The following is a 21581-nucleotide window of genomic DNA, read 5'->3' on the forward strand; positions in this document are numbered from 1 at the left end:
CGCCGCTGCCATGTCCCCTGCCCCCCTGCTCCCTCTCCCTCTCTGTTCTCTGTTCTCTCCCCACCACCAAAGCCGCCGCCCGGCAGCGCGAACGTGACCATCCGATGCCAAATCGCCCGCCCGGAACGCAGAAATGCCGCATCCGGAGCACTCAATGAGCGCTCCGGATGCGGCAGTGCCGAGAGCCGTCCCCTCCCGGCAGGTCTCTCAGGCCGTCAGGCCTTCAGCGGGAGGATCGCCGTCGGGGCGTGGCCCGGCTCGGTGGCGATCTCCTCGAACTCCGTGACGTCGGAGATGTCGGCGGTCTTGCTCATCGCGATGTTGGTGATCCGCTCCAGAATCGCCTCGACCACGACCGGCACCTGGTGCTCCTCCGCCAGCTTCTTGGCGTGCTCCAGGGCCTCACCGAGCTGGCTCGGGTCGGTCACCCGCACCGCCTTGCAGCCCAGCCCCTCGGCCACCTTGATGTGGTCGACGCCGTACACACCCAGCTCAGGAGCATTGATGTTCTCGAACTCGAGGTTCACCTCGAAGTTGATGTCGAGAGCGATCTGCGCCTGGCGGATCAGGCCGAGGTAGGCGTTGTTCACCAGCACGTGCACGTACGGGATCTTGTGCTGCGCACCCACCGCCAGCTCCTCGATGAGGAATTGGAAGTCGTAGTCACCCGACAGCGCGACCACCGGCGTCTCCGGGTCGGCCTTCGCCGCACCCAGCGCGGCCGGGATGGTCCAGCCGAGCGGGCCGGCCTGGCCGCAGTTGATCCAGTGCCGCGGCTTGTAGACGTGCAGCATCTGGGCGGCGGCGATCTGCGAGAGGCCGATGGTGGAGACGTAGCGGGCGTCCCGCCCGAACGCCTTGTTCATCTCCTCGTAGACGCGCTGCGGCTTGATCGGGATGTTGTCGAAGTGCGTGCGGCGCTGCAGCGTCGCCTTGCGCTCCAGGTGCGAGGCGACCCACGCCGAGCGGTCCGGCAGCTCGCCCTTGGCCTTGAGCTCCTTGGCGACCTCGACGAACAGCTGCAGCGCGGCCTTGGCGTCGGAGGTGATGCCGTAGTCCGGGGCGAAGATCTTGCCGATCTGGGTCGGCTCGACGTCGACGTGGACGAACTTGCGGCCCTCGCGGTACACGTCCAGCTTGTAGCCGGTGTGGCGGTTGGCCCAGCGGTTGCCGATGCCGAGGACGAAGTCCGACTCCAGGAAGGTGGCGTTGCCGTAGCGGTGGCCGGTCTGCTGGCCGACCATGCCGGCGTTCAGCTCGTGGTCGTCCGGGATGGCGCCCCAGCCCATCAGGGTCGGCACGACGGGGGTGTTGGTGATCTCGGCGAACTCGACCAGCAGGTCGGTGGCGTCGGCGTTGATGATGCCGCCGCCCGCGATGATCAGCGGACGCTCCGACTCGACCAGGAACTTGATCGCCTTCTCGATCTGAGCGCGGGTCGCGGCGGGCTTGTAGACCGGCAGCGGCTCGTACGTCTCCGGGTCGAACTCGATCTCGGTGAGCTGCACGTCGATCGGCAGGTCGATGAGGACCGGACCGGGACGGCCGGAGCGCATCAGGTGGAAGGCCTCGGCGAAGACGCCGGGCACCTGGGCGGCCTCCAGGACGGTCGTCGCCTTCTTGGCCACCGGCTTGGCGATGGAGGCGATGTCGACGGCCTGGAAGTCCTCCTTGTGGAGCTTGTCGGTCGGCGCCTGGCCGGTGATGCACAGGATCGGGATCGAGTCACCGATCGCCGAGTAGAGACCCGTGATCATGTCGGTGCCGGCCGGGCCCGACGTGCCGATGCAGACGCCGATGTTCCCGGCCTTGGCGCGGGTGTACCCCTCGGCCATGTGCGAGGCGCCCTCGACGTGGCGGGCGAGGGTGTGGTCGACGCCGCCGGACTCCTTGAGGGCCTTGTAGAAGGGGTTGATCGCGGCGCCGGGCACGCCGAACGCGTTCGTCACGCCTTCGCGCTTGAGGATCTCCACTGCCGCACGGGCGGCTGTCATACGAGGCATGTGAGTACTCCTGCTGTGTGGTGCGCCTGCACTGCGATTTCCGCCGTACTTTCACGATGCGGAAAGTAGCTTCTACGATATGAAAGCAATGTAGGGCGGAGCTCCGGAGGGCGTCAAGAGTTTTGGGATGCAAAACGGGGCCGGTCCCGTACGCGACGTGCGTACGGGACCGGCCCCGCCGACCTCTCCCGCTAACGGATCAATGGGCCGCCGCCGCCAGCGCCGGCTCCTCCTCCACGGCCTCCTCAGAGCTCTTCCTACGCCCAAGGTGGTTGAAGGCCAGATTCAGCACGATCGCCGTCAGGCACCCCGTGCTGATCCCCGAGTCCAGCACCACCAGCAGGTCCTCCGGCATGTTGTGGTAGAACTCCGGCGCGGCCACCGGGATCATGCCGACGCCGATCGAGACCGCCACGATGATCGCGTTCTCGCCCTTCTCCAGCGCCGCCGAGGCCAGCGTCTGGATGCCGCTCGACGCCACCGAGCCGAAGAGCACGATGCCCGCGCCACCCAGCACCGGCATCGGCACCAGCGACACCACCGACGCCGCCACCGGGAACAGCCCCAGTACGACCAGGATCAACCCACCCGCGGCGACCACAAACCGGCTCCGCACCTTGGTCATGGCCACCAGGCCCACGTTCTGCGCGAACGCAGACGCCATGAAGCCGTTGAACAGCGGGCTCAGCGCGCTGCCGAGGGTGTCCGCCCGCAGGCCGCCCGCGATCGTCTTCTCGTCCGCCGGCTTGTCCACGATCTTGCCGAGCGCCAGCATGTCGGCCGTCGACTCGGTCATGCAGACCAGCATCACGATGCACATCGAGATGATCGCGCCGATCTCGAACTGCGGGGCGCCGAAGTGGAACGGCGTCGGGAAGCCGATGACATCCGCGTCCGAGATCGCGGAGAAGTCCGTAATGCCGACGGGGATGGCGATGAGCGTGCCGATCACCAGCCCGATCAGGATCGCGATCTGCTGCAGGAAGCCGCTCAGCAGGCGCCTCAGCACCAGCACGATGACCATCGTCACCGCGGCCATCGCGATGTTCTCGGTGGAGCCGTAATCCGGCGCCTTGGCATTGCCGCCCTGGGCCCAGTTGAAAGCAACGGGCAACAGTGACAGACCGATCAGGACGATGACCGTCCCGGTGACCAAGGGCGGGAAGAAACGCAGCAATTTACAGAAAACGCCGGAAAATGCGAATCCAAGCAAACCGGCCACGATAATCGCGCCGAAGATGACGGCTATGCCCTCATCGCCCCGGCCCGCGCCTATCGCCACCATGGGCGTTACGGCGGCGAAGGTGACGCCGTTGACGAACGGCAGCCTGGCCCCGATCTTCCAGACCCCGAGCGTCTGGAGGAGAGTGGCAAGACCGGCCGTAAACAAGCTGGCGCCTATCAGGAACGCGGTTTCCTTCGCGTTCAGTCCCACGGCAGGACCGACGATCATCGGCGGGGCGACGACCCCGGCGTACATCGCGGCCACATGTTGCAGGCCATTGGTAAAGAGTTTCCAGGGCGGAAGCACCTCGTCAACAGGGTGCGTCTCGAGAGGCTTCTCGCTCTGGTCTTGCGGGTCTTGCGCAGTGCTTTCGGCGGCCACGAGGCGCCTCCTGTCGATGTACACGTCGTCCTTGACGGCTTTCAGGGAGGTATTGCTGGTGGTGCTTCGGTTGTGCTGCGACTTGCTATTCAGTTGTTGAGCCCGGCCGGGAGCCGTCCCTCCCGGCCGGAGTCTGTGGGATTTCTCTGGATCAGGACTGGGCCGCGATCCGCGCCAGGCGCTGGGCCTGTTCGCGGGCGTCGCGGGCGACGGAGTCCTCGTCGACGGTGGTCAGATGCGAGTCGGTGACGATCTGCCGGCCGTTCACGAACGACGCCGTCACCGGCGCCGCGGCCCCGAAGACCAGCGCCGCCACCGGGTCGGCGATCGTCGAGTGCCCGAGCCCGTCGAGCTTCCAGAGCACGACGTCGGCGAGCTTCCCGGCCTCCAGCGACCCGATCGAGTCGGCCCGGCCGAGCACCTGCGCCCCGCCGTAGGTGCCGAGGCGCAGCGCCTGACGGGCGTTGAGCGCCTTCTCCTTGTGCGGGCCGAGCCGGTTGACCAGCAGCGCGTTACGGAGCTCGGTGTGCAGCTCGCCGGTCTCGTTCGACGCGGTGCCGTCCACGCCGAGGCCGACCGGGACGCCCGCCGCGAGCATGTCCGGCACCCGGGCGATGCCCGCCGCAAGACGCGCGTTGGAGGACGGGCAGTGCGCGACGCCGGTCTTCGTACGGGCGAAGGCGGCGATGTCGGAGTCGTTCATGTGGACGGAGTGCGCCATCCACACGTCCTCGCCCAGCCAGCCCGCCGACTCGAAGTAGTCGGTGGGGCCCATGCCGAAGAGCTCATGGCAGAACTTCTCCTCCTCCACCGTCTCGCTGCCGTGGGTGTGCATGCGCACGCCCTTGCGCCGCGCCAGCTCGGCGCCCTGCTTCAGCAGTTCCGTAGAGATGGAGAAGGGCGAGCACGGCGCGGCCGCGACCTGCGTCATCGAGTCGAAGGAGGCGTCGTGGTACGTGTCGATGGCCGACTCCGTGCCCGCCAGCGCACCCTCCAGCGTCTCCACCGCGAAGTCCGGCGGCAGCCCGCCGTCCTTCTCGCTGCGGTCCATGGAGCCGCGGGCGAGCGTGAAGCGCACGCCCATGTCGCGCGCCGCACCAACGATCGCTCCGGACAGGTCGCCGGAGCCGACCGGATACACGTAGTGGTGGTCCATCGCCGTGGTCACGCCGCCGCGCGCCATCATCGCCAACGACCCTTGCGCGGCCGCCCGTACCATCGGCTCGTCGATCCGCGCCCAGGTCGGGTAGAGGGCGACGAGCCAGTTGAAGAGGTTGTGGTCCTGGGCCAGGCCGCGGGTGATCCACTGGTAGAAGTGGTGATGGGTGTTGACCAGCCCTGGCGTGGCCAGGTGGCCGTCGGCGTCGATGCGCCGGACCACGTTCTCCAGATCGTCGGGGGCCTTGCCGGGGCCCACCGACTCGATCCGGTTGTCCGCGATCACGAGATAACCCGACGCGTACTCGGTGTCGTTCGCGTCCACGGTCGCGATCGCGCAGTTCTCGATGACGATGCGCTGGGGGGTTGCCGAAGGTGCCATGGTGCTTCCTTCTCGGGTTCCGGCGTGGTGGCGGGCACGGCAGGGCCCTACGGAGATTTGAGTGCCGCAGCCGCGGTGACGCCGCTGCGGGTGCCGAGATGGTGGAAGAACAGATTCAGCGATACGGCGACCAGCGCGCCCGCGCTGATCCCGGAGCCGAGCACGGTCTGCGCCCAGGCCGGGAAGTCGGCGTAGAACGTGGGCGCGGCGAGCGGGATGATGCCCGCGCCGAGCGAGATGGCGACCAGGATGATGTTGGAGCTGTCGTCGAGCCCGGCCTCGGAGAGCGTACGGATCCCGCTCACCGCGATCGAGCCGAAGAGGACGATGCCCGCGCCGCCGAGGACCGGCATCGGCACCAGCGACACCACGGCACCCAGCACCGGGAAGGCGCCGAGGACGACGAGCGTCGCGCCGGCGACGGCGACCACGTAGCGGCTGCGCACCCGGGTCAGCGAGACGACGCCGACGTTCTGGGCGAAGGCGGAGGTGGGGAAGCCGCCGAAGACCGGGCCGATGAGCGTGGCGAGGCCGTCCGTACGCAGCCCGCGGGTGATGGTCTTGCCGTCCGTCTTGCGGTCGCAGATCTCGCCGACGGCGATCATCCCGGCCGAGGACTCGGTCATCAGCACCAGCATCACGATGCACAGCGAGAGGATCGCGGCGGGCTGGAAGGTGGGCGCGCCGAAGTCGAAGGGCGTGGGCAGCGCGGCGACCGGGGCCGTGGACAGCGACGAGAAGTCGGCCAGGCCGAACGGGATCGCGGCGAGCGTGCCGATGAACAGGCCCATGAGCAGCGCGATCTGCTTGACGAAGCCGCGCCCGAAGCGCTGGAAGAGCAGGATCACGACGAGCGTGAAGGCGGCGAGGGCCAGGAACTTCATGTCGCCGTGGTGCGGGGATGTCTCGTCGCCGCCCTGCGCCCAGCCGATCGGCACGGGCATCAGCGTCACGCCGATGAGGGTGATGACAACGCCGGTGACCAGCGGCGGGAAGAAGCGCAGCAGTCTGCCGAAGAAGGGGCCGACGGCGAGGCAGAAGACGCCCGCGACCATGACCGCGCCGTAGATGGCGGGGAGTTGGTCGCCTTTGCCGTTGGACTCGGCGATGGCGAGGATGGGGGCGATGCCCGCGGAGGAGGCGGCGTTGACAAAGGGGAGCCGGTTTCCGGCGAAACCTTTCACCCCGAGGGTCTGCAGGAGCGTGGCGAGTCCCGCGAGGAGCAGGCCCGCGGCTATCAGCCGGGTCTGCGCGGCCGGGTCGAGGCCGACGGCCTGGCCGATGATCAGGGGCGGGGTGACGACCCCGGCGTACATCGCGGCTATGTGCTGGAGCGCGGCGGGGACGAGCCGCGAGGGCTGGAGCTTTTCGTCCACCGGGTGGCAGTCGGGCTGCGCATCTTGCCCGTCCGGTGGGGTCGTACACGGGCCTTTTGCCGGCCTCTTTGCAGGCTGAGCCATGTGCTGTCGTTCCCTCGGGTGTGGCACGGCCCCGCCCGCTGCGTTTCGGGCGGGGCCGTGCGGCCGAACGTCAGAGGTTGGTCATGTCGATCGGGATGCGCTGGTCGGCGCCGTCCCGCAGGATCGTGGCCTCGATCAGGCCGTACGGGCGGTCCGCGGCGTAGTAGACGGCCCCGTCCTTGGCCTCGTTGTCGAGGTCGCAGAAGGAGAGGTCCTGGCGGAAGTGGTGCTTGTTGGGCGCCGAGAAGCGGATCTCGTCGACCTCGCCGCGGTTGTTGATGACCCGCGAGCCCATCTGGAACAGCGTCTGCTGCAGCGAGAGGGAGTAGGTCTCGACGAAGGCGTGCAGGATGTTCTTCTTCACCTGGGCGTAGGAACGCTCCCAGTTGGGGTTGCGCTCGTCGTCCTCACCGGTCCAGGTGTGGCGCCACCAGGTGGACAGCGACGTCGCGAGGATGCGGTCGTAGTCCTCCTTCAGCGTCGTGTACTTGTCCTTGATGTAGCCCCAGAACTCGGAGTTCGTGGTGTTCATCACGGTGAGGTCCTTGAAGCCCGAGAGGATCTCGAACTTCTCGCCGTCGTACGTGACCTGGGCGAGCCGGATCTCCTGGCCCTTGCGGACGAAGGAGTGCTTGACCTCGTCGGCGCCGATGAAGTTGGCGTTGGCGTCGGAGCCGGCTATGCGCTCCCACGAGTACTCCTCGAGCCGGATGCGCGCCTTGTGGATGGACGGCTGGCTGTCGACGAAGTGCTTGGCCAGGTGGATGCCGTACTGCTCGATCGACTCGATGCCGTATTCCTTGGCAAAGGCGAAGCAGGTGTTCTTGGTGGTGTCGGTCGGCAGGCAGTTGGCGTTCGACCCGGTGAGGTGGACGTCGTCCAGGTCGCCGCTGAGGGCGACGGAGACGTTCACGTCCTTGATGTGGTGGGTGTCGCCGTCCCGCGTGATCTTGACGACCCGGTTCTCTGCCTTGCCGTACTGGTTCTGTCCCAGAATGGTGGGCATGTCTGCTAGCTCCCTCGGTAAACGGAGTAGCCGAACGGGTTGAGCAGCAGCGGCACGTGGTAGTGCTCGCCCGGCTTGACGGCGAAAGTGATCGCCACCTCCGGGAAAAACGCGTCGCTGTCCCGATGCGCGGGGGCGTCCTGCTGCGTCTCGGCTTGCTGAGTGTTCTTGTTGACGAAGTACGCCTCGGTCTCGAAGTCGAGACGTACATGGGTGGTGCCTTCCGACAGCGCCGGGAGGTCCTTGCAGCGGCCATCGGCGTCGGTCTTGGAACCACCGAGGTTCTGCCACGTCCCGTCGGCGCCCTTGGCCGACAGCGAGATGGCGACGCCCTCGGCGGGGCGGCCGATGCTGGTGTCGAGGATGTGCGTCGACACCGAGGCGGTCGTTGCGGTGCTCATGCGGAGGTTCCCTCTTCCTCTACGAGACGGGCCAGCCGGATGCGATTGATCTTGCCCAGCTGCTCGCGGACGATCTCCCGCTCCTGCTCCGGCGTGTTGCCGATGCGCTCCTTGACCGCGGCGAGCATGTCCTCGCCGGTCAGCCCGGTGGCGCAGATGAGAAAGACGTGCCCGAACTTCTCCTGGTACGCCAGGTTGTTGTCGAGCATTTCCGCCTTGAGCGCCTCCGACGCGCCCGCCATCCCCGCCTGCTCCTTGTTGGAGGTCGGGTCGCCGGGCTTCGGCCTGCCGATCGGCGGGTGGCCCGCCATGGCCTCGTCCAGGTCGGCCGCGGTCAGCTTCGCCATGGCGGCGTCGCTCGCGGCGTACAGGGACTCGGCGTCGGCGTAGGGCCGCCCCGCGGCGACGGTCGCTCCCCACGCGGATGAGCTGCACACCTCGTGCAGCAGCTCGGCCGCGGTGGGGGCGTCGGAGGAGTTGAACCGGGCCAGGCCCGGCGATGCGCTGGAAGTCACAACGGAAAGCTAATTCCGCATTGCGGGAGCGTCAACAGTTTGTTGAAGGGAAGTTTGATCGATCATTTCGGGCCAAGCGGATCGATCAACCCAGGGCGGCCGGCGGACCGGCCGGCCTCACTGCCGGTTCAGATAGTTGTAGACCGTGAAGCGACTCACGCCTAGGGCGGACGCCACAGTCTCGACCCCGTGCCGTACGGAGAAGGCCCCGCGCTGCTCCAGGATCCTGACCACCGACTGCTTGGTCTTGCGGTCCAGCTCGGCCAGCGGCTGGCCGTGCCGGCGCTCCAGGTCGGCCAGGATGTGATCGAGCGAGTCGGAGAGGTGCGGCAGCCGCACGGCGGCGACGTCCTCGCCCTCCCACGTCAGCACGACGTCGTCGCCCTTGGCGTCGCCGGGCGGCACGATCTCCGCGCCCATCGCGTCCACCAGCGGCTTGACCGCCGCGACGAAAGGGTGCTCCCCCAGGCCCCCGGTCATGCGTCCCCGCCCTCTCTCACCACGTTCACCTGAAGCGACACCCGGGTGGCGCCGGCGGCGAGGGATTTACGGAGCAGCGCGTCGACGGCGGTCAGCACCGCGTCCGACTCGCCCTCCGCGGTATTGCCGAACGGGCCGACATCCACCTCGTCCAGCTCCGCCCCCTGGACGACCTCCCGCGCCACCACCGCATGCTCGGGCGCCTCATCGAGGTCGAACGGCTCCGTCGTGAACTCCACTCGCAAACGCACGGCCTCACCCTAGCCCGCTGGGGACGGCTTCCGGGGGGACCCCTTGACACCACCACCCGCCTCCGGCAAGACTTCCGTTAGTCAGAAAGAAACTTCCGCTATACGGAAGGAGCGCGTTACCCCTCATGGGCTTCGAAAACCAGCGCTTCGATGTGAACCTGTCGATCCTCTACACCGAGCTTCCGCTGCTGGAGCGCCCGGCGGCCGCCGCCGCGGCCGGCTTCGACGCGGTCGAGCTCTGGTGGCCCTGGGTCGACGCCGCCGTCCCCGAGCAGAAGGAGCTGGACGCGCTGCGCGACGCGCTGAACGCGGCCGGCACCAAGCTCGTGGGCCTCAACTTTTACGCGGGCCAGCTCCCCGGCCCCGACCGCGGCGCGCTGAGCATCCCCGGCGAGGAGTCGGAGAAGTTCCGCGCGAACCTCAAGGTCGCCGCCGACTTCGCCCAGTCGCTCGGCTGCACCGCGCTGAACGCGCTCTACGGCAACCGCGTCGAGGGCGTGGACCCGGCCGAGCAGGACAAGCTGGCGCTGGAGAACCTGGTTCTCGCCGCCCGCGAGGCCGACCGTATCGGCGCCATCCTGCTGATCGAGGCGCTGAACAAGCCCGAGTCGCCGCTGTGCCCGATCGTCAGCGCCCCGAAGGCCGCCGAGGTCATCGAGCAGGTCAACGCCGCGACCGGCCTCGGCAACGCCAAGTTCCTGATGGACCTGTACCACCTGTCCATGAACGGCGAGAACCTCACCGAGGTCATCGAGAAGTACGCCGACATCACCGGCCACGTACAAATCGCCGACAACCCGGGCCGCGGCGCCCCCGGCACCGGCTCGCTGCCGCTGGCCGACCACCTCGAGCAGCTCCGCAAGGCCGGTTACGACGGCTACGTCGGCCTCGAGTACAAGGCGGGCGACAAGCCCAGCGCCGAGACCTTCGGCTGGCTGCGCGGCTGACCCGGCCCGCCCTTGAAGACTTTCCGCTTTACCCAGAAAGGCAGTACCCCATGAGCAACCTCCCCAAGATCGCCTGGATCGGCCTCGGCATCATGGGCTCCCCGATGTCGGAGCACCTCGTGAAGGCCGGTTACGACGTCACCGGCTACACCCTGGAGCAGGACAAGCTCGACCGGCTCGCCGCCGCCGGCGGCAAGGCCGCGGGCTCCGTCAAGGAGGCCGTGCAGGGCGCCGACGTGATCATCACGATGGTCCCGGCCTCCCCGCACGTCGAGGCCATCGCGTACGGCGAGGACGGCATCCTGGAGAACGCCAAGTCGGGCGCCCTCCTGATCGACATGTCCTCGATCACCCCGCAGACCTCCGTGGACCTGGCCAAGAACGCCGAGGCCAAGGGCATCCGCGTGCTGGACGCCCCGGTCTCCGGCGGCGAGGCCGGCGCCGTCGAGGCGGTTCTGTCGATCATGGTCGGCGGCACCGAGGAGATCTTCGCCGAGGCGAAGCCGATCCTGGAGAAGCTGGGCAAGACCATCATCCTCTGCGGCCCGCACGGTGCCGGTCAGACGGTGAAGGCCGCCAACCAGCTGATCGTGGCCGTGAACATCCAGGCCTGCGCCGAGGCCGTCGTCTTCCTGGAGAAGTCCGGCGCCGACATGGAGGCCGCCCTTCAGGTCCTCAACGGCGGCCTGGCCGGCTCGACCGTCCTGACCCGCAAGATGCAGAACTTCCTGAAGCACGAGTTCGCCCCGGGCTTCAAGATCGACCTGCACCACAAGGACATGGGCATCGTCACCGACGCCGCCCGCAACGTGGGTGCCGCCCTCCCGGTCGGCGCGGTCGTGGCCCAGCTGGTCGCCTCCCTGCGCGCCCAGGGCGACGGCGGCCTGGACCACTCCGCGCTGCTGCGCGCGGTGGAGCGCCTGTCCGGCGACAAGGTCGCGTAAGCAGCTCTGCTGCGGTCCGGAGGGATTCCCGGGGGCTTCGCCCCCGGACCCCCTGCACCGGACCCCCAGACCCCGGGCGGTGTCGCTGACACCTGTCCTGTCGCGCCCAGGCGGCACCGCCCGGTTTCCACCTATTTTTGATTCAACGAACTGTTGAATTTTGCTTCAACAGAGTGTTGACTCGGCCCCACGAAGTCAATGCATCGCATGAAAGGTCCTAACGGTCACATGGCTAAGCCCACGCTGACGACTGAGTCCGGCGCCCCGGTCGCCGACAACCAGAACTCCGCCTCCGCCGGCGTCGGCGGCCCCCTCCTGATCCAGGACCAGCACCTGCTGGAGAAGCTCGCGCGCTTCAACCGCGAGCGGATCCCGGAGCGCGTCGTGCACGCCCGCGGCTCCGGTGCGTACGGCCACTTCGAGGTGACCGACGACGTCACCGGCTTCACCAAGGCCGACTTCCTCAAGGAGATCGGCAAGCGCACCGAGGTCTTCCTGCGCTTCTCCACCGTCGCCGACAACCTGGGCGGCGCGGACGCGGTCCGCGACCCGCGCGGCTTCGCGCTGAAGTTCTACACCGAAGAGGGCAACTACGACCTCGTCGGCAACAACACCCCGGTCTTCTTCATCAAGGACCCGCTGAAGTTCCCGGACTTCATCCACTCGCAGAAGCGCGACCCGTTCACCGGCAAGCAGGAGCCGGACAACGTCTGGGACTTCTGGGCGCACGCCCCCGAGGCCACCCACCAGATCACCTGGCTGATGGGCGACCGCGGCATCCCCGCCTCGTACCGGCACATGAACGGCTACGGCTCGCACACGTACCAGTGGACGAACGCCGAGGGCGAGGCCTTCTTCGTCAAGTACCACTTCAAGACCAACCAGGGCATCCGCTGCCTGTCCGCCGAGCAGGGCGCCGAGCTGGCCGGCAAGGACGCGAACAGCCACCAGACCGACCTGCTGCAGGCCATCGAGCGCGGCGTGCACCCGTCCTGGACGCTGTACGTGCAGATCATGCCCGCGGCCGAGGCGGCGGACTACCGCTTCAACCCGTTCGACCTCACCAAGGTGTGGCCGCACAAGGACTACCCGCTGCAGCGCGTGGGCCGCCTCGTCCTCGACCGCAACCCGGACAACGTCTTCGCCGAGGTCGAGCAGGCCGCCTTCTCGCCGAACAACTTCGTCCCGGGCATCTCCGCCTCGCCGGACAAGATGCTCCAGGGCCGCCTCTTCGCGTACGCCGACGCGCACCGCTACCGCCTGGGCGTCAACCACACCCAGCTGCCGGTGAACGCCCCGAAGGCGACCGACGCCAACAACTACGGCCGCGACGGCTTCATGGCGTCCAACTCCCAGGGCCGTGGCGCGAAGAACTACGAGCCGAACTCCTACGACGGCCCGGTCGAGACCGGCGTCCCCGGCTCCGCCCCGCTGGCGCTGACCGGCTACACCGGCACCCACGTCGCCCCGTCGCACACCAAGGACGACGACTTCTTCCAGGCCGGTGAGCTCTACCGGCTGATGTCGGAGGAGGAGAAGCAGCGCCTGGTGGCGAACATCGCCGGCGGCCTCTCGCAGGTCTCCCGCGACGACGTCATCGAGAAGAACCTCGCCCACTTCCACGCCGCCGACACCGACTACGGCAAGCGCGTCGAGGCCGCGGTGCGGGAGCTTCGCGAGGACTGAGCTGCGCGAGGATCGACGGGAGGTCGGTCACCTTGCGCTTCCCGCCGCGCCGGCCCGGATGAGGGGTGGCCGGTGCGGCGGGAAACATCGTCCGGCGGCGCGAACATCGTGTCGCGCCTGCCTCGCGCCGCCGGACGGCAACCCTCCGCAGAGCGCGGGTCATTCGGGGACGGTCCCCCGAAGGGCCCGCGCTCTGTGCATACATTCGCTGACTCTCTGCATATGCCTCCCGAAAAGCTTGCTCATCGGCGAGCATAGGAAGCCCCCAGCGAGCGAGCGCCAAGGAGTACCCCAGATGGCAGAGAGCGTGCCGGTGCGCTGCCCGGTGTGCCGCCGCGAGCACTCGTTCACCCCGCCGACCTTTCCGTGCGCCTGCGGTGCCCCGCTCACCCTGCCGTTGCTGCACGGCGGCATGCCGGTGGAGCTCAAGCACCGCACCTGGCAGGACTCGTGGGTGAGCGTGCGCTGCCCGTCCTGCTCCCGGCAGGACGAGTGGCCGCAGCCGGAGGTGGCCTGCGGGTGCGGCGCGGTGATACGGGTGCCGGTGGTGCCGCCGCAGCCCCAGGCGCACACCAGGGGCGCGGGCGCCGCGGGCGCAGCGCAGGGGAGCCGCCACGTGAGCGCCCCCGAGACACACAAGCCGCAGTCCCAGCCGGTGTTCCGCCCCGCCTTCCGCCCGGTGACGATCCGTACCGCGAGGGACGCGGTCACCGCCTCGGCCCAGTACCTGAAATGGCTCGGCTACCCGGACATCACCCCGGCCGAGGACCGCCCGGCCTCCGGCGTCGACATCCGCGGCAGCGGCGTCGTCGCCCACGTCGACCCGACCACCACCCCGACCGCGCTGCGGGACGTGGAAACTCTCTGGCTGAACGGCCTCAACCAGTCCGCCGTCTCCGTCTTCTTCTCCCTCGCCGGCTACGCCCGCGACGCCCGCGCCCGCGCGGACGAGCTGCACATCCCGCTCTTCGTCATGGACCTCACCGGCACGCCGCAGCCGGTGAACGACCCGGCGGACGAGCTGGTGCGCAAGGGGGCGGGGGCTTTCTAGCCCGGGAGCCTTCTAGTCCGCGGGCGCCTTCGCCGCGAGGGCGCCGACAGCGGCGCCCAGCACCAGCAGCGCGATGCTGATGTAGATCTCGTAGCCGTCGACGTAGACGAAGCGCGTGAAGCCGAGGAATGGAATCCACTTGTCGAAGGCCTCGTGGACGATGCCCTGGAGGCCCGCGACCACGAGCAGCAGGCTGAGGAAGCTGAGAATGCCTTTCATGCTCCGACCGTAGAAGCCGCAGGTCAGGGCGGGAATCCGCCACCGGTATACACCCCGGCGACTTTCGGATGACAAGCGAAAGCCGTCCCGTTCAGTAAGTTCGTCGATTATGCGCAGCCGCCGCGACTGGTACGTCGACATCGCCTTCTTCCTCTTCGCCGTGGTCTTCTCCCTCGTCACCGCGGACTCGGTGCATCTGGACGAGAACATGTCGCGCACCGCGCTGATCGTCGACCAGGTGGTGGGCGGTCTCGGCTGTGCGGCGATCTTCCTGCGCCGCCGGTGGCCGGTGCCGCTGGCGCTGGTGCTGCTGGTCCTGGGCAGCCCGTTCCACTTCATGACCGGGGCCACGCTGGTGGCGTTCTTCACCGTGGCGGCGCACCGGTCGCTGAAGACGACGGCCTGGGTGTGCGGCGCCTTCCTGCTCGTCCTCGTCACTTTTCTCGTACGGGGCGCCGACCGCGAGCAGGCCGCGATCGAATCCGCCGTGACCTACTTCGTGCTGCTCACCTGCGCCATCAGCTGGGGCCTGTACGTCCGCGCCCGCCGCACCCTGCTGACCGCGCAGAAGCGGCAGGCCGCCGCCGACGCCCGCCGCGAGGCCCGCGAGGAGATCGCCCGGGAGATGCACGACGTGCTCGCGCACCGGCTGTCGCTGCTGAGCGTGCACGCGGGGGCGCTGGAGTTCAATCCGGGCGCCCCGGCGGCCGATGTGCAGCGCGCGGCGGGGGTGATCCGGGAGAGCGCGCATCAGGCGCTGCAGGACCTGCGGGAGGTGATCGGGGTGCTGCGGGCGCCCGCGGCGGGCGTCGACGGCATGGAGGGGCGGCCGCAGCCGACGCTGGCGGATGTGGAGCGGCTGCTGGCGGAGTCGAGGGAGGCGGGCGCGCGCATCACGTACGAGGCGGACGTGGCCGACCCGGGCGCGGTGCCGGCGGCGACCGGGCGCGCGGCGTACCGGATCGTGCAGGAAGGGCTGACCAACGCCCGTAAACACGCGCCAGGGGCCGAGGTCACGGTGCGGATCGCGGGCACGCCGACGGAAGGCCTGACCGTCGAGCTGCGCAACGCGCTGCCGGGCGCGGCAGGGCCGGCGGCCGGAGCGGGGCCGGGCAAGGAGGCCATCCCCGGGGCCCGGCAGGGCCTGATCGGGCTCACCGAACGCGCGCACCTGGCCGGCGGGCGGCTTGAACACGGCCGGGTCGGAGATGAGTTCCGGCTGAGCGCCTGGCTACCCTGGCCCGCGGGCCCGGCGGCGGCCGCCCCGCCGCCGGGCTCCGCCGGCGCCACCCGTTCCCCCGAAGGTGAGGCTCCCGCTCCGTGAACGCCCCGCAGGTCATCCGCGTGCTGCTCGTCGACGACGACCCCCTCGTACGCTCCGGGCTGCGGCTGATGCTGGGCGGCGCGGCCGATGTGGAGGTGGTGGCGGAGGCGACCGACGGCGCCGACGTGCCGGGGCTGGTCGCCCAGCACTCCCCCGACGTCGTGCTGATGGACATCCGGATGCCCGGCATCGACGGCCTCGCCGCGACCGAGACGCTGCGCAAGCGCCAGGACGCACCCGAGGTCCTGGTCCTCACCACCTTCAACACGGACGAGCACGTGCTCCGCGCCCTCCGCGCCGGCGCCGCCGGCTTCGTCCTCAAGGACACCCCGCCGCAGGAGATCGTCACGGCGGTACGGAAGGTCGCCGCGGGCGAGCCGGTCCTCTCCCCTGCGGTGACTCAGCAGCTCATCGCCCAGGTCTCGGAGGGCACGCCCATCCGCGACACCCGCGCCGACCGGGCCCGCGCCCAGCTCGCCCTGCTCGGCGACCGCGAGCGGGAGGTCGCCGTCGCGGTGGGCCAGGGCAAGTCCAACGCCGAGATCGCGGCCGAGCTCTACATGTCCGTACCGACGGTGAAGACCCACGTCTCCCGCATCCTGGCAAAGCTGGAACTCAACAACCGGGTGCAGATCGCGCTGGTGGTGCACGACGCGGGCACAGCGGGCTGAAACCGGCCGCGGCTCAGACCGGTTCGCGGATCATGTCGATCGACGCGCGGCCGCCGGAGTCGGTGAACGCGCCCACCCGCCGGAACCCGTTCTTCTCGTAGAAGCGAAGGGCCCGCGGATTGTCCGCGAGCACGCCGCCCCACAGGATGATCCGCGACCGGCCGAGCCGCCGCGCCACCTCCTCGACCAGCGGAAAGACGGCGGTGCCCACGCCCCGGCCCTGCCAGGCGTCCGCGAGGGTGATGCCGAACCGGACGTCGGTGCGCTCGCCGAGCCGGATCCCGGCGGCCCCGTAGCGCGCCATGTCGTCGGGCATGATCGCGAGGCTGAACTCCACCAGCCCGGCGACCGCGCCCGAGTCCACCTCCAGCACCAGCCGCAGCTTGTCGTAGCGGGCGATGGCGGCGCACAGCTCGCGGGCGGCGGCGAGGTCGTAGCCGTCGTACGTGCTCAGCCGCCGCGTCTCGGCCGAGAGGCCGCCGAGGAATGCCGCCAGGCCGCGCGCGTCGCCGTGCTCCAGCGGCCGCAGCGCGGCCGCCGTCCCGTCCCCGAGCCGCAGCCGCCACGTCAGCAGCTCCGGCTCCGCCGCGATCTGTGCCAGGGTCAGCATTCCCGCAACCTACCGCGCGGGAATCGGAAGCCCGTCCGGTGCTGTTGTTACGACCATGACCAGCGCAGACCTCAAGCTCTCGGTGCTCGACCGCTCGCTCATCCGCCGCGGGCAGGACCCGGCCGACGCGTTGCGCGGGACCGTGCGCTTCGCGCGGGAGCTGGAGCGGCTCGGGTACGAGCGGATCTGGGTGTCCGAGCATCACAGCGTGCCCGGCGTGGCCGGCTCCGCGCCGACCGTGCTGGCCGCGGCGGTGGCGTCGGCGACGTCGCGGATCCGGGTGGGCACCGGCGGGGTCATGCTGCCGAATCACCGGCCGCTGGTGGTGGCGGAGCAGTTCGGGGTGCTGGAGTCGCTGTTCCCGGGGCGTATCGACATGGGGCTCGGGCGGTCCGTCGGCTTTACGGACGGGGTGCGCAAGGCGCTGGGGGTCGGCAAGGACGAGGCGGACGACTTCTCCGAGCGGCTCGGCGAGCTGCTGGGGTGGGTCGACGGATGCCAGTCGGCGTTCCCCGGCGTGCACGCGATACCCGCCGAGGGACTGCGCATCCCCGCGTACGTCCTCGCCATCAGCGGCGGCGCCGACATCGCCGCCGAGCACGGGCTGCCACTGGTGATCGGTGCCGGGCGCGACATCAGCCGCACCCAGGCCGCGATCGAGCGCTATCGCGCCGCCTTCCGCCCGTCCGCGCGGGCCGCCGAGCCGTATGTGACGATCGCCGCGAGCGTCGCCGTCGCCGCGACCGCGGACGAGGCGGCGCTGCTGCAGATCCCGGAGGCGTGGGCCACGGTGTGGTCGCGCACCCGCGGCGTCTTCCCGGAGCTGGAGCCGCCGCGCGAGACCCTCGCCCGCGAGCTGACCGACCGCGAGCGCAAGCTCTTCGACGAGGCGCGGCAGCCGCAGATCCACGGGACGGAGGCGGAGGTCCGTAAGGCCGTCGATGCCCTCGTCGACGCCACCGGCGCCGATGAGTTGCTCGTGTCGCTGCACACGTACGAGCCGGAGCAGCGGCTGGACTCGTACCGGCGGCTGGCGGAGCTGGTGAAGGGCTGAGGCTCAGGCGCGTACGAACGCCTGCGGCTCAGGCGCGTACGAACGGGCGCCGCAGATGCGGATTGCCCAGCCAGGCGCGGTGCTCGCGGGCGCGGGTGAGGAGCGCGGTGCGGGTGGCGCGGGCGGTGTCCGGGTCGGCCTCGTAGCGGTATGCGACGTCCGGGTCGGCGAGTTGGACGGCGTGGACGAGTACGTCGCCGGTGAGCACGACCTCCGTGTCCGCGCCCGCGACCACGACCGACTGGTGGCCCGGGGTGTGCCCCGGGGTCGGCAGCAGGCTGACGGTGCCGGCCCGCCGCCACAGCCGGCAGCCGCCGTCCACCGGGGCCAGCAGCCCGGCCGCGCGCAGCGGCCCGACCACGTACGCGTGCGCCGCGGAGTCGGGTGCGAGACCGTCGAGTTCGCGCTGCTGGACCAGGTGGCGGGCGTCCGGGAAGAAGGGGTCGCCGTCCTCGCCGCGGGTCCAGCCGTAGTGGTCGTCGTGCAGGTGGGTGAGGACGACCGTGTCCACGTCGCGCGGGTCGAGCCCCGCCTCCCGCAGCGCCCGCGGCAGCCGTCCCGGTACCGGCGCCCAGGCCGCGGCCGGGCTGCTCGCCGGTCCGACGCCGGTGTCGACGACGGCCAGGCTGCCGCCGGGGCGGCGGATCACGAAGCACCGGAAGTCCAGCACCCAGACGCCGTCGTCCCCGAAGGCCTCCGGGTCGATGCGGCGCGCGGCCGCCCAGGCGGCGTCGCCGGTGCCGGGGAACGCCTCGCTCGCGGGGAGGAAGAACGGGCCGGTGGCATCGACGAGCGCCATGACCTCGTAGCCGCCGACCCTCAGCGCGGGCACGGCGGCGCCACGGGAGGCGGCCGTCGCCGCGCGGCCGACCCCGGCGAGGCCGAGCGCGGCACTGGCGGCGAGGGTGCCGCGCAGGACGGAGCGGCGGAGGAAGTGCGCGGGGCTGCGGCTCATTCGGGGCCTCCTGGGATACGGGCCGGAGTACCGGCGCTCGGGCCGACGTACGGCGCTCAAGCCCGGCGGACGGGCCGACGGGCCCGCCGGCGCCCCGAGTCGACCAGCGGCCGCCCGTCCGCGGCGAGGGATTCGAGAGGCTTCGAATGGGTGCTGCGAGCGGGCCGGCCGGGAGATGATCCGGGCATGGTCAGGAGGCAGCGTTGATCACCTTCCGCGTGGACGCCGGGCGGTTGGCCCGGTCCCGTTTCGCGCTTTCCCGGCTCGCCGAGCTGAGCTGCGCGCTGGAGGCGCTGGCGTTCCCCGAGCGGGCGCCGTACGCCCGCGCCTGGGTGACGCGCACCCGGCGGCTGCTGGCGCCGGAGCGGGTCGCCGCGCTGCACGCGCTCACCGGGCACTGCGGCCCGTACGTGCCGGACTTCCTCTGTCCCGTCCCGCGCCGCTACGAGCCGTCCCTGGACGAGGAGTTGGCGGAGGTCGCCGCCACCCCGCCCGACGTGGTGACGGCGCAGCTGCGCAACGCCTACGGGCGCGACCCGCTGCCCGCCCCCGTAACAGCCGTCCTCGACAAGGGCGGTGCCGCCGAGCTGGCCCGGGTCTGCGCGGAACAGCTGCGCACGTGCTGGACGGTCGGCCTGCGGGAGACCTGGCCCGAGGTGCGCCGCATCCTGGACGAGGACGTCCGTCACCACAGCGCCCGCGCGGGCCGCACCGGCTTCGCGGGCCTCGTCGGCGGCCTGCACCCGAGCCTCGACTGGGACGGCGAGCAGGTCACCATGGAGCACGCCGCCGACCGCGCCGTGGACGATCTCGCGGACGGGCTGGTGCTGGCTCCCTCCGCCTTCCTGCCGCGGACCGCGCTGTGGGCGGGCGTCCCCGGCCGGGCGATGATCGGCTATCCGGCGCGCGGCCGCGGCCAGGTATGGGCGGCGCCGCGCCCGGGCGCGGAGGACGCGGGTGTACTCGGCCTGCGCAAGGCGGCGTTGCTCTCCGACCTGGCGGTGGCCCGCTCCACCACGGAGCTGGCCCGCCGGCACGCCCTCAGCCCGGCCACGGTCTCGTATCACCTGAGCCGGCTGCACGGCGCCGGTCTGGTGGCGCGCCGCCAGGACGGGCACAGCGTGCTCTACGAGCGGACGTCACGGGCGGCGGCGCTGCTGACGGCGCTGGACGCGGAGGGGTGATCACCCCTCCGACTCGTACAGCGCCGCGGCCACCGCGACCTCCGTGCCCGCGAGGCCGACCGACGAGAACAGCGTGATGTCCGCCGGCCCGCTCCGCCCCGGCGCGGCGCCGGCGAGCACCGCGCCCAGCTCGGTCATCGAGGCCGGGTCGAGGAACGGCTCCTCGAAGGCGGCGGATTGGGCACGTGAGTCGGTGAGGACGACGCTCGCCCGCTCGGCGAGGCCGTCCGGGAGCTCGTGCCGGTCGCGGGTCTTGGGGCCGAGGGCGGTGACATGCGTGCCGGGCCCGATCCAGTCGGCCTCGATCACCGGAGTCGCGCTGCTGGTGGCGAGGATGACGGCGTCGCGGTCCCGTACCGCGTCCGCCGCCACGGGCACGGCCCGTACCGGCAGATCCAGCTCCGCCCGCGCTCGCTCGGCGAAGGCGGCGGCGCGGTCCTGGCGCCGGGCGTGGACCGTGATGTCGGCCAGCTCGCGCACCGCCGCGCACGCCCACAGCTGCGCCCACGCCTGAATCCCGGCGCCGACGAGCCCGAGCCGCAGCGGGCCCGGCCGCGCCGCCGCGTCCAGGGCGACGGCCCCGATGGCGCCGGTCCGCCGCGGGCCCAGCTCGGCGCCGTGCACGACGGCGCGCAGCGTCCCTTCCGTACGCTCCCAGACGGCGACGAGCTGCTCGGCGCCGGCGAACATGTCATACGCGCGAAAGCCGAACAGCCCCGCATCGGCGAGCTCCCCCGCGGTAAAGGCGAGCGGCCCGTCGCCCAGCTCTGCGAAGACCCGCGGCGGTGCGTGCAGCGTGCCGTCGTGATGCGCGAGCAGCGCCCGGCGCACAGCCGCCACCGCCGTCTCCGCGTCCAGCAGCCTGCGTACGTCGTCGTCCCCGAACACCCGCGGCGCCATCAGGAGAACTCCAGCCGCTCGCCCGGCTTCGGCAGCCGCAGCAGATCCGTCGCGCTCGCCGCGGCGAAGGCCTCGGTCAGGGTCTCGGGCCCTTGCGTGAAGTGCGCCCACTGCTCGAAGTGCAGCGGAATGACCTGGCGGGCGCCCAGAATCGCCGCCGCCCGCGCGGCGTTGGCGCTGGACAGCGTCAGATCGGCGTCGCCCACCAGGGGCGTACGGGCCGCACCGGCGAAGAGGACGGCGACATCGATCGGGCCGGTGCGGTCGGCGACCTGGCGGACCACTTCCAGCGAGGCGTTGTCCCCGCTGACGTAGACGGCCGGCAGCCCGAGCCGGTCCGCCCGCAGCACGAAGCCCGTCACCTCGCCGGTCAGGTGCTCGACGCCGTCGGGGCCGTGCTGGGCGGGTACGCCGGTGATGCGGATGTCGCCGATCCCGTGCGTCTCCCAGTTGGCCAGCGCCCGCACCGGCGCACCGAGCCGCTCCTCGGCGGACCGGGTGGAGAGCACGAGCGGGGTACGCAGCGCGAACTCCCGCCCGGCGTCGTCCAGATTGTCCGGATGCTGATCGTGCGAGAGGAGCACCACGTCGACCGCTCCCACCTCCTCCGCACTCAGCGCGGGCCCGCCCAGCTTCACGAGCTTGCGCTCGCCCACCGGATGGTCACCGGGCGGATCAAAGGTCGGGTCGAGCAGCAGCCGCAGTCCGCCGTACTCGACGAGAGCGGTCGGTCCACCGAGGTACGTCAGCGCACTCATGCGCGCGACAACCGGT

Annotated in this window: 22 protein-coding genes; 8 read left to right on the forward strand and 14 right to left on the reverse strand. The window is 70.6% G+C overall.

What is annotated here, in order from left to right; translation table 11 throughout:
• Window positions 1-215: 215 nt before the first annotated feature.
• From gcl to G5C51_RS06235, 9 genes are all read right to left on the reverse strand, one after another.
• Window positions 216-2003 carry a glyoxylate carboligase gene (gene gcl, locus G5C51_RS06195; protein WP_206313504.1) on the reverse strand — a complete coding sequence of 596 codons (1788 nt, stop codon included), beginning with the start codon at window positions 2001-2003 and terminating at the stop codon, window positions 216-218.
• Window positions 2004-2202: 199 nt separating this feature from the next.
• The gene (locus G5C51_RS06200; protein ID WP_165232990.1) at window positions 2203-3609 is read right to left on the reverse strand and encodes a solute carrier family 23 protein; all 1407 of its coding nucleotides are present in this window, start codon (window positions 3607-3609) and stop codon (window positions 2203-2205) included.
• Window positions 3610-3760: 151 nt separating this feature from the next.
• The gene (locus tag G5C51_RS06205; protein WP_165232992.1) at window positions 3761-5149 is read right to left on the reverse strand and encodes an 8-oxoguanine deaminase; all 1389 of its coding nucleotides are present in this window, start codon (window positions 5147-5149) and stop codon (window positions 3761-3763) included.
• Window positions 5150-5196: 47 nt separating this feature from the next.
• Window positions 5197-6609, reverse strand: coding sequence for a nucleobase:cation symporter-2 family protein (locus G5C51_RS06210; protein ID WP_165232995.1), 1413 nt, complete (start codon window positions 6607-6609; stop codon window positions 5197-5199).
• A 70-nt stretch (window positions 6610-6679) separates the two neighbouring features.
• On the reverse strand, window positions 6680-7615 hold the full coding sequence (pucL, locus tag G5C51_RS06215) for a factor-independent urate hydroxylase (protein ID WP_165232997.1): 936 nt from the start codon (window positions 7613-7615) through the stop codon (window positions 6680-6682).
• Between the two features lie 5 nt (window positions 7616-7620).
• Window positions 7621-8016: a hydroxyisourate hydrolase gene (gene uraH / locus G5C51_RS06220; protein WP_165232999.1), complete on the reverse strand. Its 396-nt coding sequence runs from the start codon at window positions 8014-8016 to the stop codon at window positions 7621-7623.
• Window positions 8013-8531, reverse strand: a complete 519-nt coding sequence (uraD, locus tag G5C51_RS06225; RefSeq protein ID WP_165233002.1) for a 2-oxo-4-hydroxy-4-carboxy-5-ureidoimidazoline decarboxylase — start codon at window positions 8529-8531, stop codon at window positions 8013-8015. Before uraD ends, uraH begins: the two co-directional genes overlap by 4 nt.
• A gap of 117 nt (window positions 8532-8648) precedes the next feature.
• Entirely contained in the window at window positions 8649-9011 is a 363-nt protein-coding gene (locus G5C51_RS06230; RefSeq protein WP_165233004.1) for a helix-turn-helix domain-containing protein, read from the reverse strand.
• Entirely contained in the window at window positions 9008-9262 is a 255-nt protein-coding gene (locus G5C51_RS06235) for a YkoF family thiamine-binding protein (protein WP_165233007.1), read from the reverse strand. The genes G5C51_RS06230 and G5C51_RS06235 overlap by 4 nt, the downstream gene beginning before the upstream one ends.
• 125 nt (window positions 9263-9387) lie before the next feature.
• Here G5C51_RS06235 and G5C51_RS06240 point away from each other — a divergent pair, with 125 nt between their 5' ends.
• From G5C51_RS06240 to G5C51_RS06255, 4 genes are all read left to right on the forward strand, one after another.
• Window positions 9388-10209 carry a TIM barrel protein gene (locus tag G5C51_RS06240; RefSeq protein ID WP_165233010.1) on the forward strand — a complete coding sequence of 274 codons (822 nt, stop codon included), beginning with the start codon at window positions 9388-9390 and terminating at the stop codon, window positions 10207-10209.
• Window positions 10210-10259: 50 nt separating this feature from the next.
• The gene (locus tag G5C51_RS06245; RefSeq protein WP_165233027.1) at window positions 10260-11153 is read left to right on the forward strand and encodes a 2-hydroxy-3-oxopropionate reductase; all 894 of its coding nucleotides are present in this window, start codon (window positions 10260-10262) and stop codon (window positions 11151-11153) included.
• 228 nt (window positions 11154-11381) lie between these two features.
• Window positions 11382-12839 (forward strand): catalase, encoded by a 1458-nt coding sequence (locus G5C51_RS06250; protein WP_165233030.1) that lies wholly within the window; start codon window positions 11382-11384, stop codon window positions 12837-12839.
• 295 nt (window positions 12840-13134) lie between these two features.
• On the forward strand, window positions 13135-13890 hold the full coding sequence (locus G5C51_RS06255) for a hypothetical protein (RefSeq protein WP_165233033.1): 756 nt from the start codon (window positions 13135-13137) through the stop codon (window positions 13888-13890).
• A 12-nt stretch (window positions 13891-13902) separates the two neighbouring features.
• Here G5C51_RS06255 and G5C51_RS06260 read toward each other — a convergent pair whose 3' ends face one another.
• A complete protein-coding gene (locus tag G5C51_RS06260; RefSeq protein ID WP_165233035.1) occupies window positions 13903-14109 on the reverse strand; it encodes a hypothetical protein in 207 nt (68 codons plus the stop codon).
• Between the two features lie 109 nt (window positions 14110-14218).
• On the opposite strand from G5C51_RS06260, the gene G5C51_RS06265 reads away from it, so the two are divergent.
• Complete coding sequence (locus tag G5C51_RS06265; protein WP_165233037.1) at window positions 14219-15433, forward strand: sensor histidine kinase; 1215 nt, start codon at window positions 14219-14221, stop codon at window positions 15431-15433.
• 68 nt (window positions 15434-15501) lie between these two features.
• Window positions 15502-16104 carry a response regulator gene (locus G5C51_RS06270; protein ID WP_240929429.1) on the forward strand — a complete coding sequence of 201 codons (603 nt, stop codon included), beginning with the start codon at window positions 15502-15504 and terminating at the stop codon, window positions 16102-16104.
• A 13-nt stretch (window positions 16105-16117) separates the two neighbouring features.
• On the opposite strand, the gene G5C51_RS06275 is transcribed toward G5C51_RS06270, so the two are convergent.
• On the reverse strand, window positions 16118-16714 hold the full coding sequence (locus G5C51_RS06275; RefSeq protein ID WP_165233041.1) for a GNAT family N-acetyltransferase: 597 nt from the start codon (window positions 16712-16714) through the stop codon (window positions 16118-16120).
• Between the two features lie 55 nt (window positions 16715-16769).
• Between G5C51_RS06275 and G5C51_RS06280 the strand changes: the two genes are divergently transcribed.
• Complete coding sequence (locus G5C51_RS06280) at window positions 16770-17768, forward strand: LLM class flavin-dependent oxidoreductase (RefSeq protein ID WP_165233043.1); 999 nt, start codon at window positions 16770-16772, stop codon at window positions 17766-17768.
• A 28-nt stretch (window positions 17769-17796) separates the two neighbouring features.
• Here the strand turns inward: G5C51_RS06280 and G5C51_RS06285 are convergent, their stop codons facing one another.
• Entirely contained in the window at window positions 17797-18723 is a 927-nt protein-coding gene (locus G5C51_RS06285; protein ID WP_165233046.1) for an MBL fold metallo-hydrolase, read from the reverse strand.
• A 203-nt stretch (window positions 18724-18926) separates the two neighbouring features.
• Here G5C51_RS06285 and G5C51_RS06290 point away from each other — a divergent pair, with 203 nt between their 5' ends.
• Entirely contained in the window at window positions 18927-19907 is a 981-nt protein-coding gene (locus G5C51_RS06290) for a DUF5937 family protein (protein ID WP_165233049.1), read from the forward strand.
• On the opposite strand, the gene G5C51_RS06295 is transcribed toward G5C51_RS06290, so the two are convergent.
• Window positions 19908-20807, reverse strand: a complete 900-nt coding sequence (locus tag G5C51_RS06295) for an ornithine cyclodeaminase family protein (protein WP_165233052.1) — start codon at window positions 20805-20807, stop codon at window positions 19908-19910.
• Complete coding sequence (locus G5C51_RS06300; RefSeq protein ID WP_165233055.1) at window positions 20807-21565, reverse strand: MBL fold metallo-hydrolase; 759 nt, start codon at window positions 21563-21565, stop codon at window positions 20807-20809. Before G5C51_RS06300 ends, G5C51_RS06295 begins: the two co-directional genes overlap by 1 nt.
• Window positions 21566-21581: the final 16 nt, after the last annotated feature.

It is taken from the genome of Streptomyces coryli, assembly GCF_011044975.1.
Lineage (GTDB): Bacteria > Actinomycetota > Actinomycetes > Streptomycetales > Streptomycetaceae > Streptomyces > Streptomyces coryli.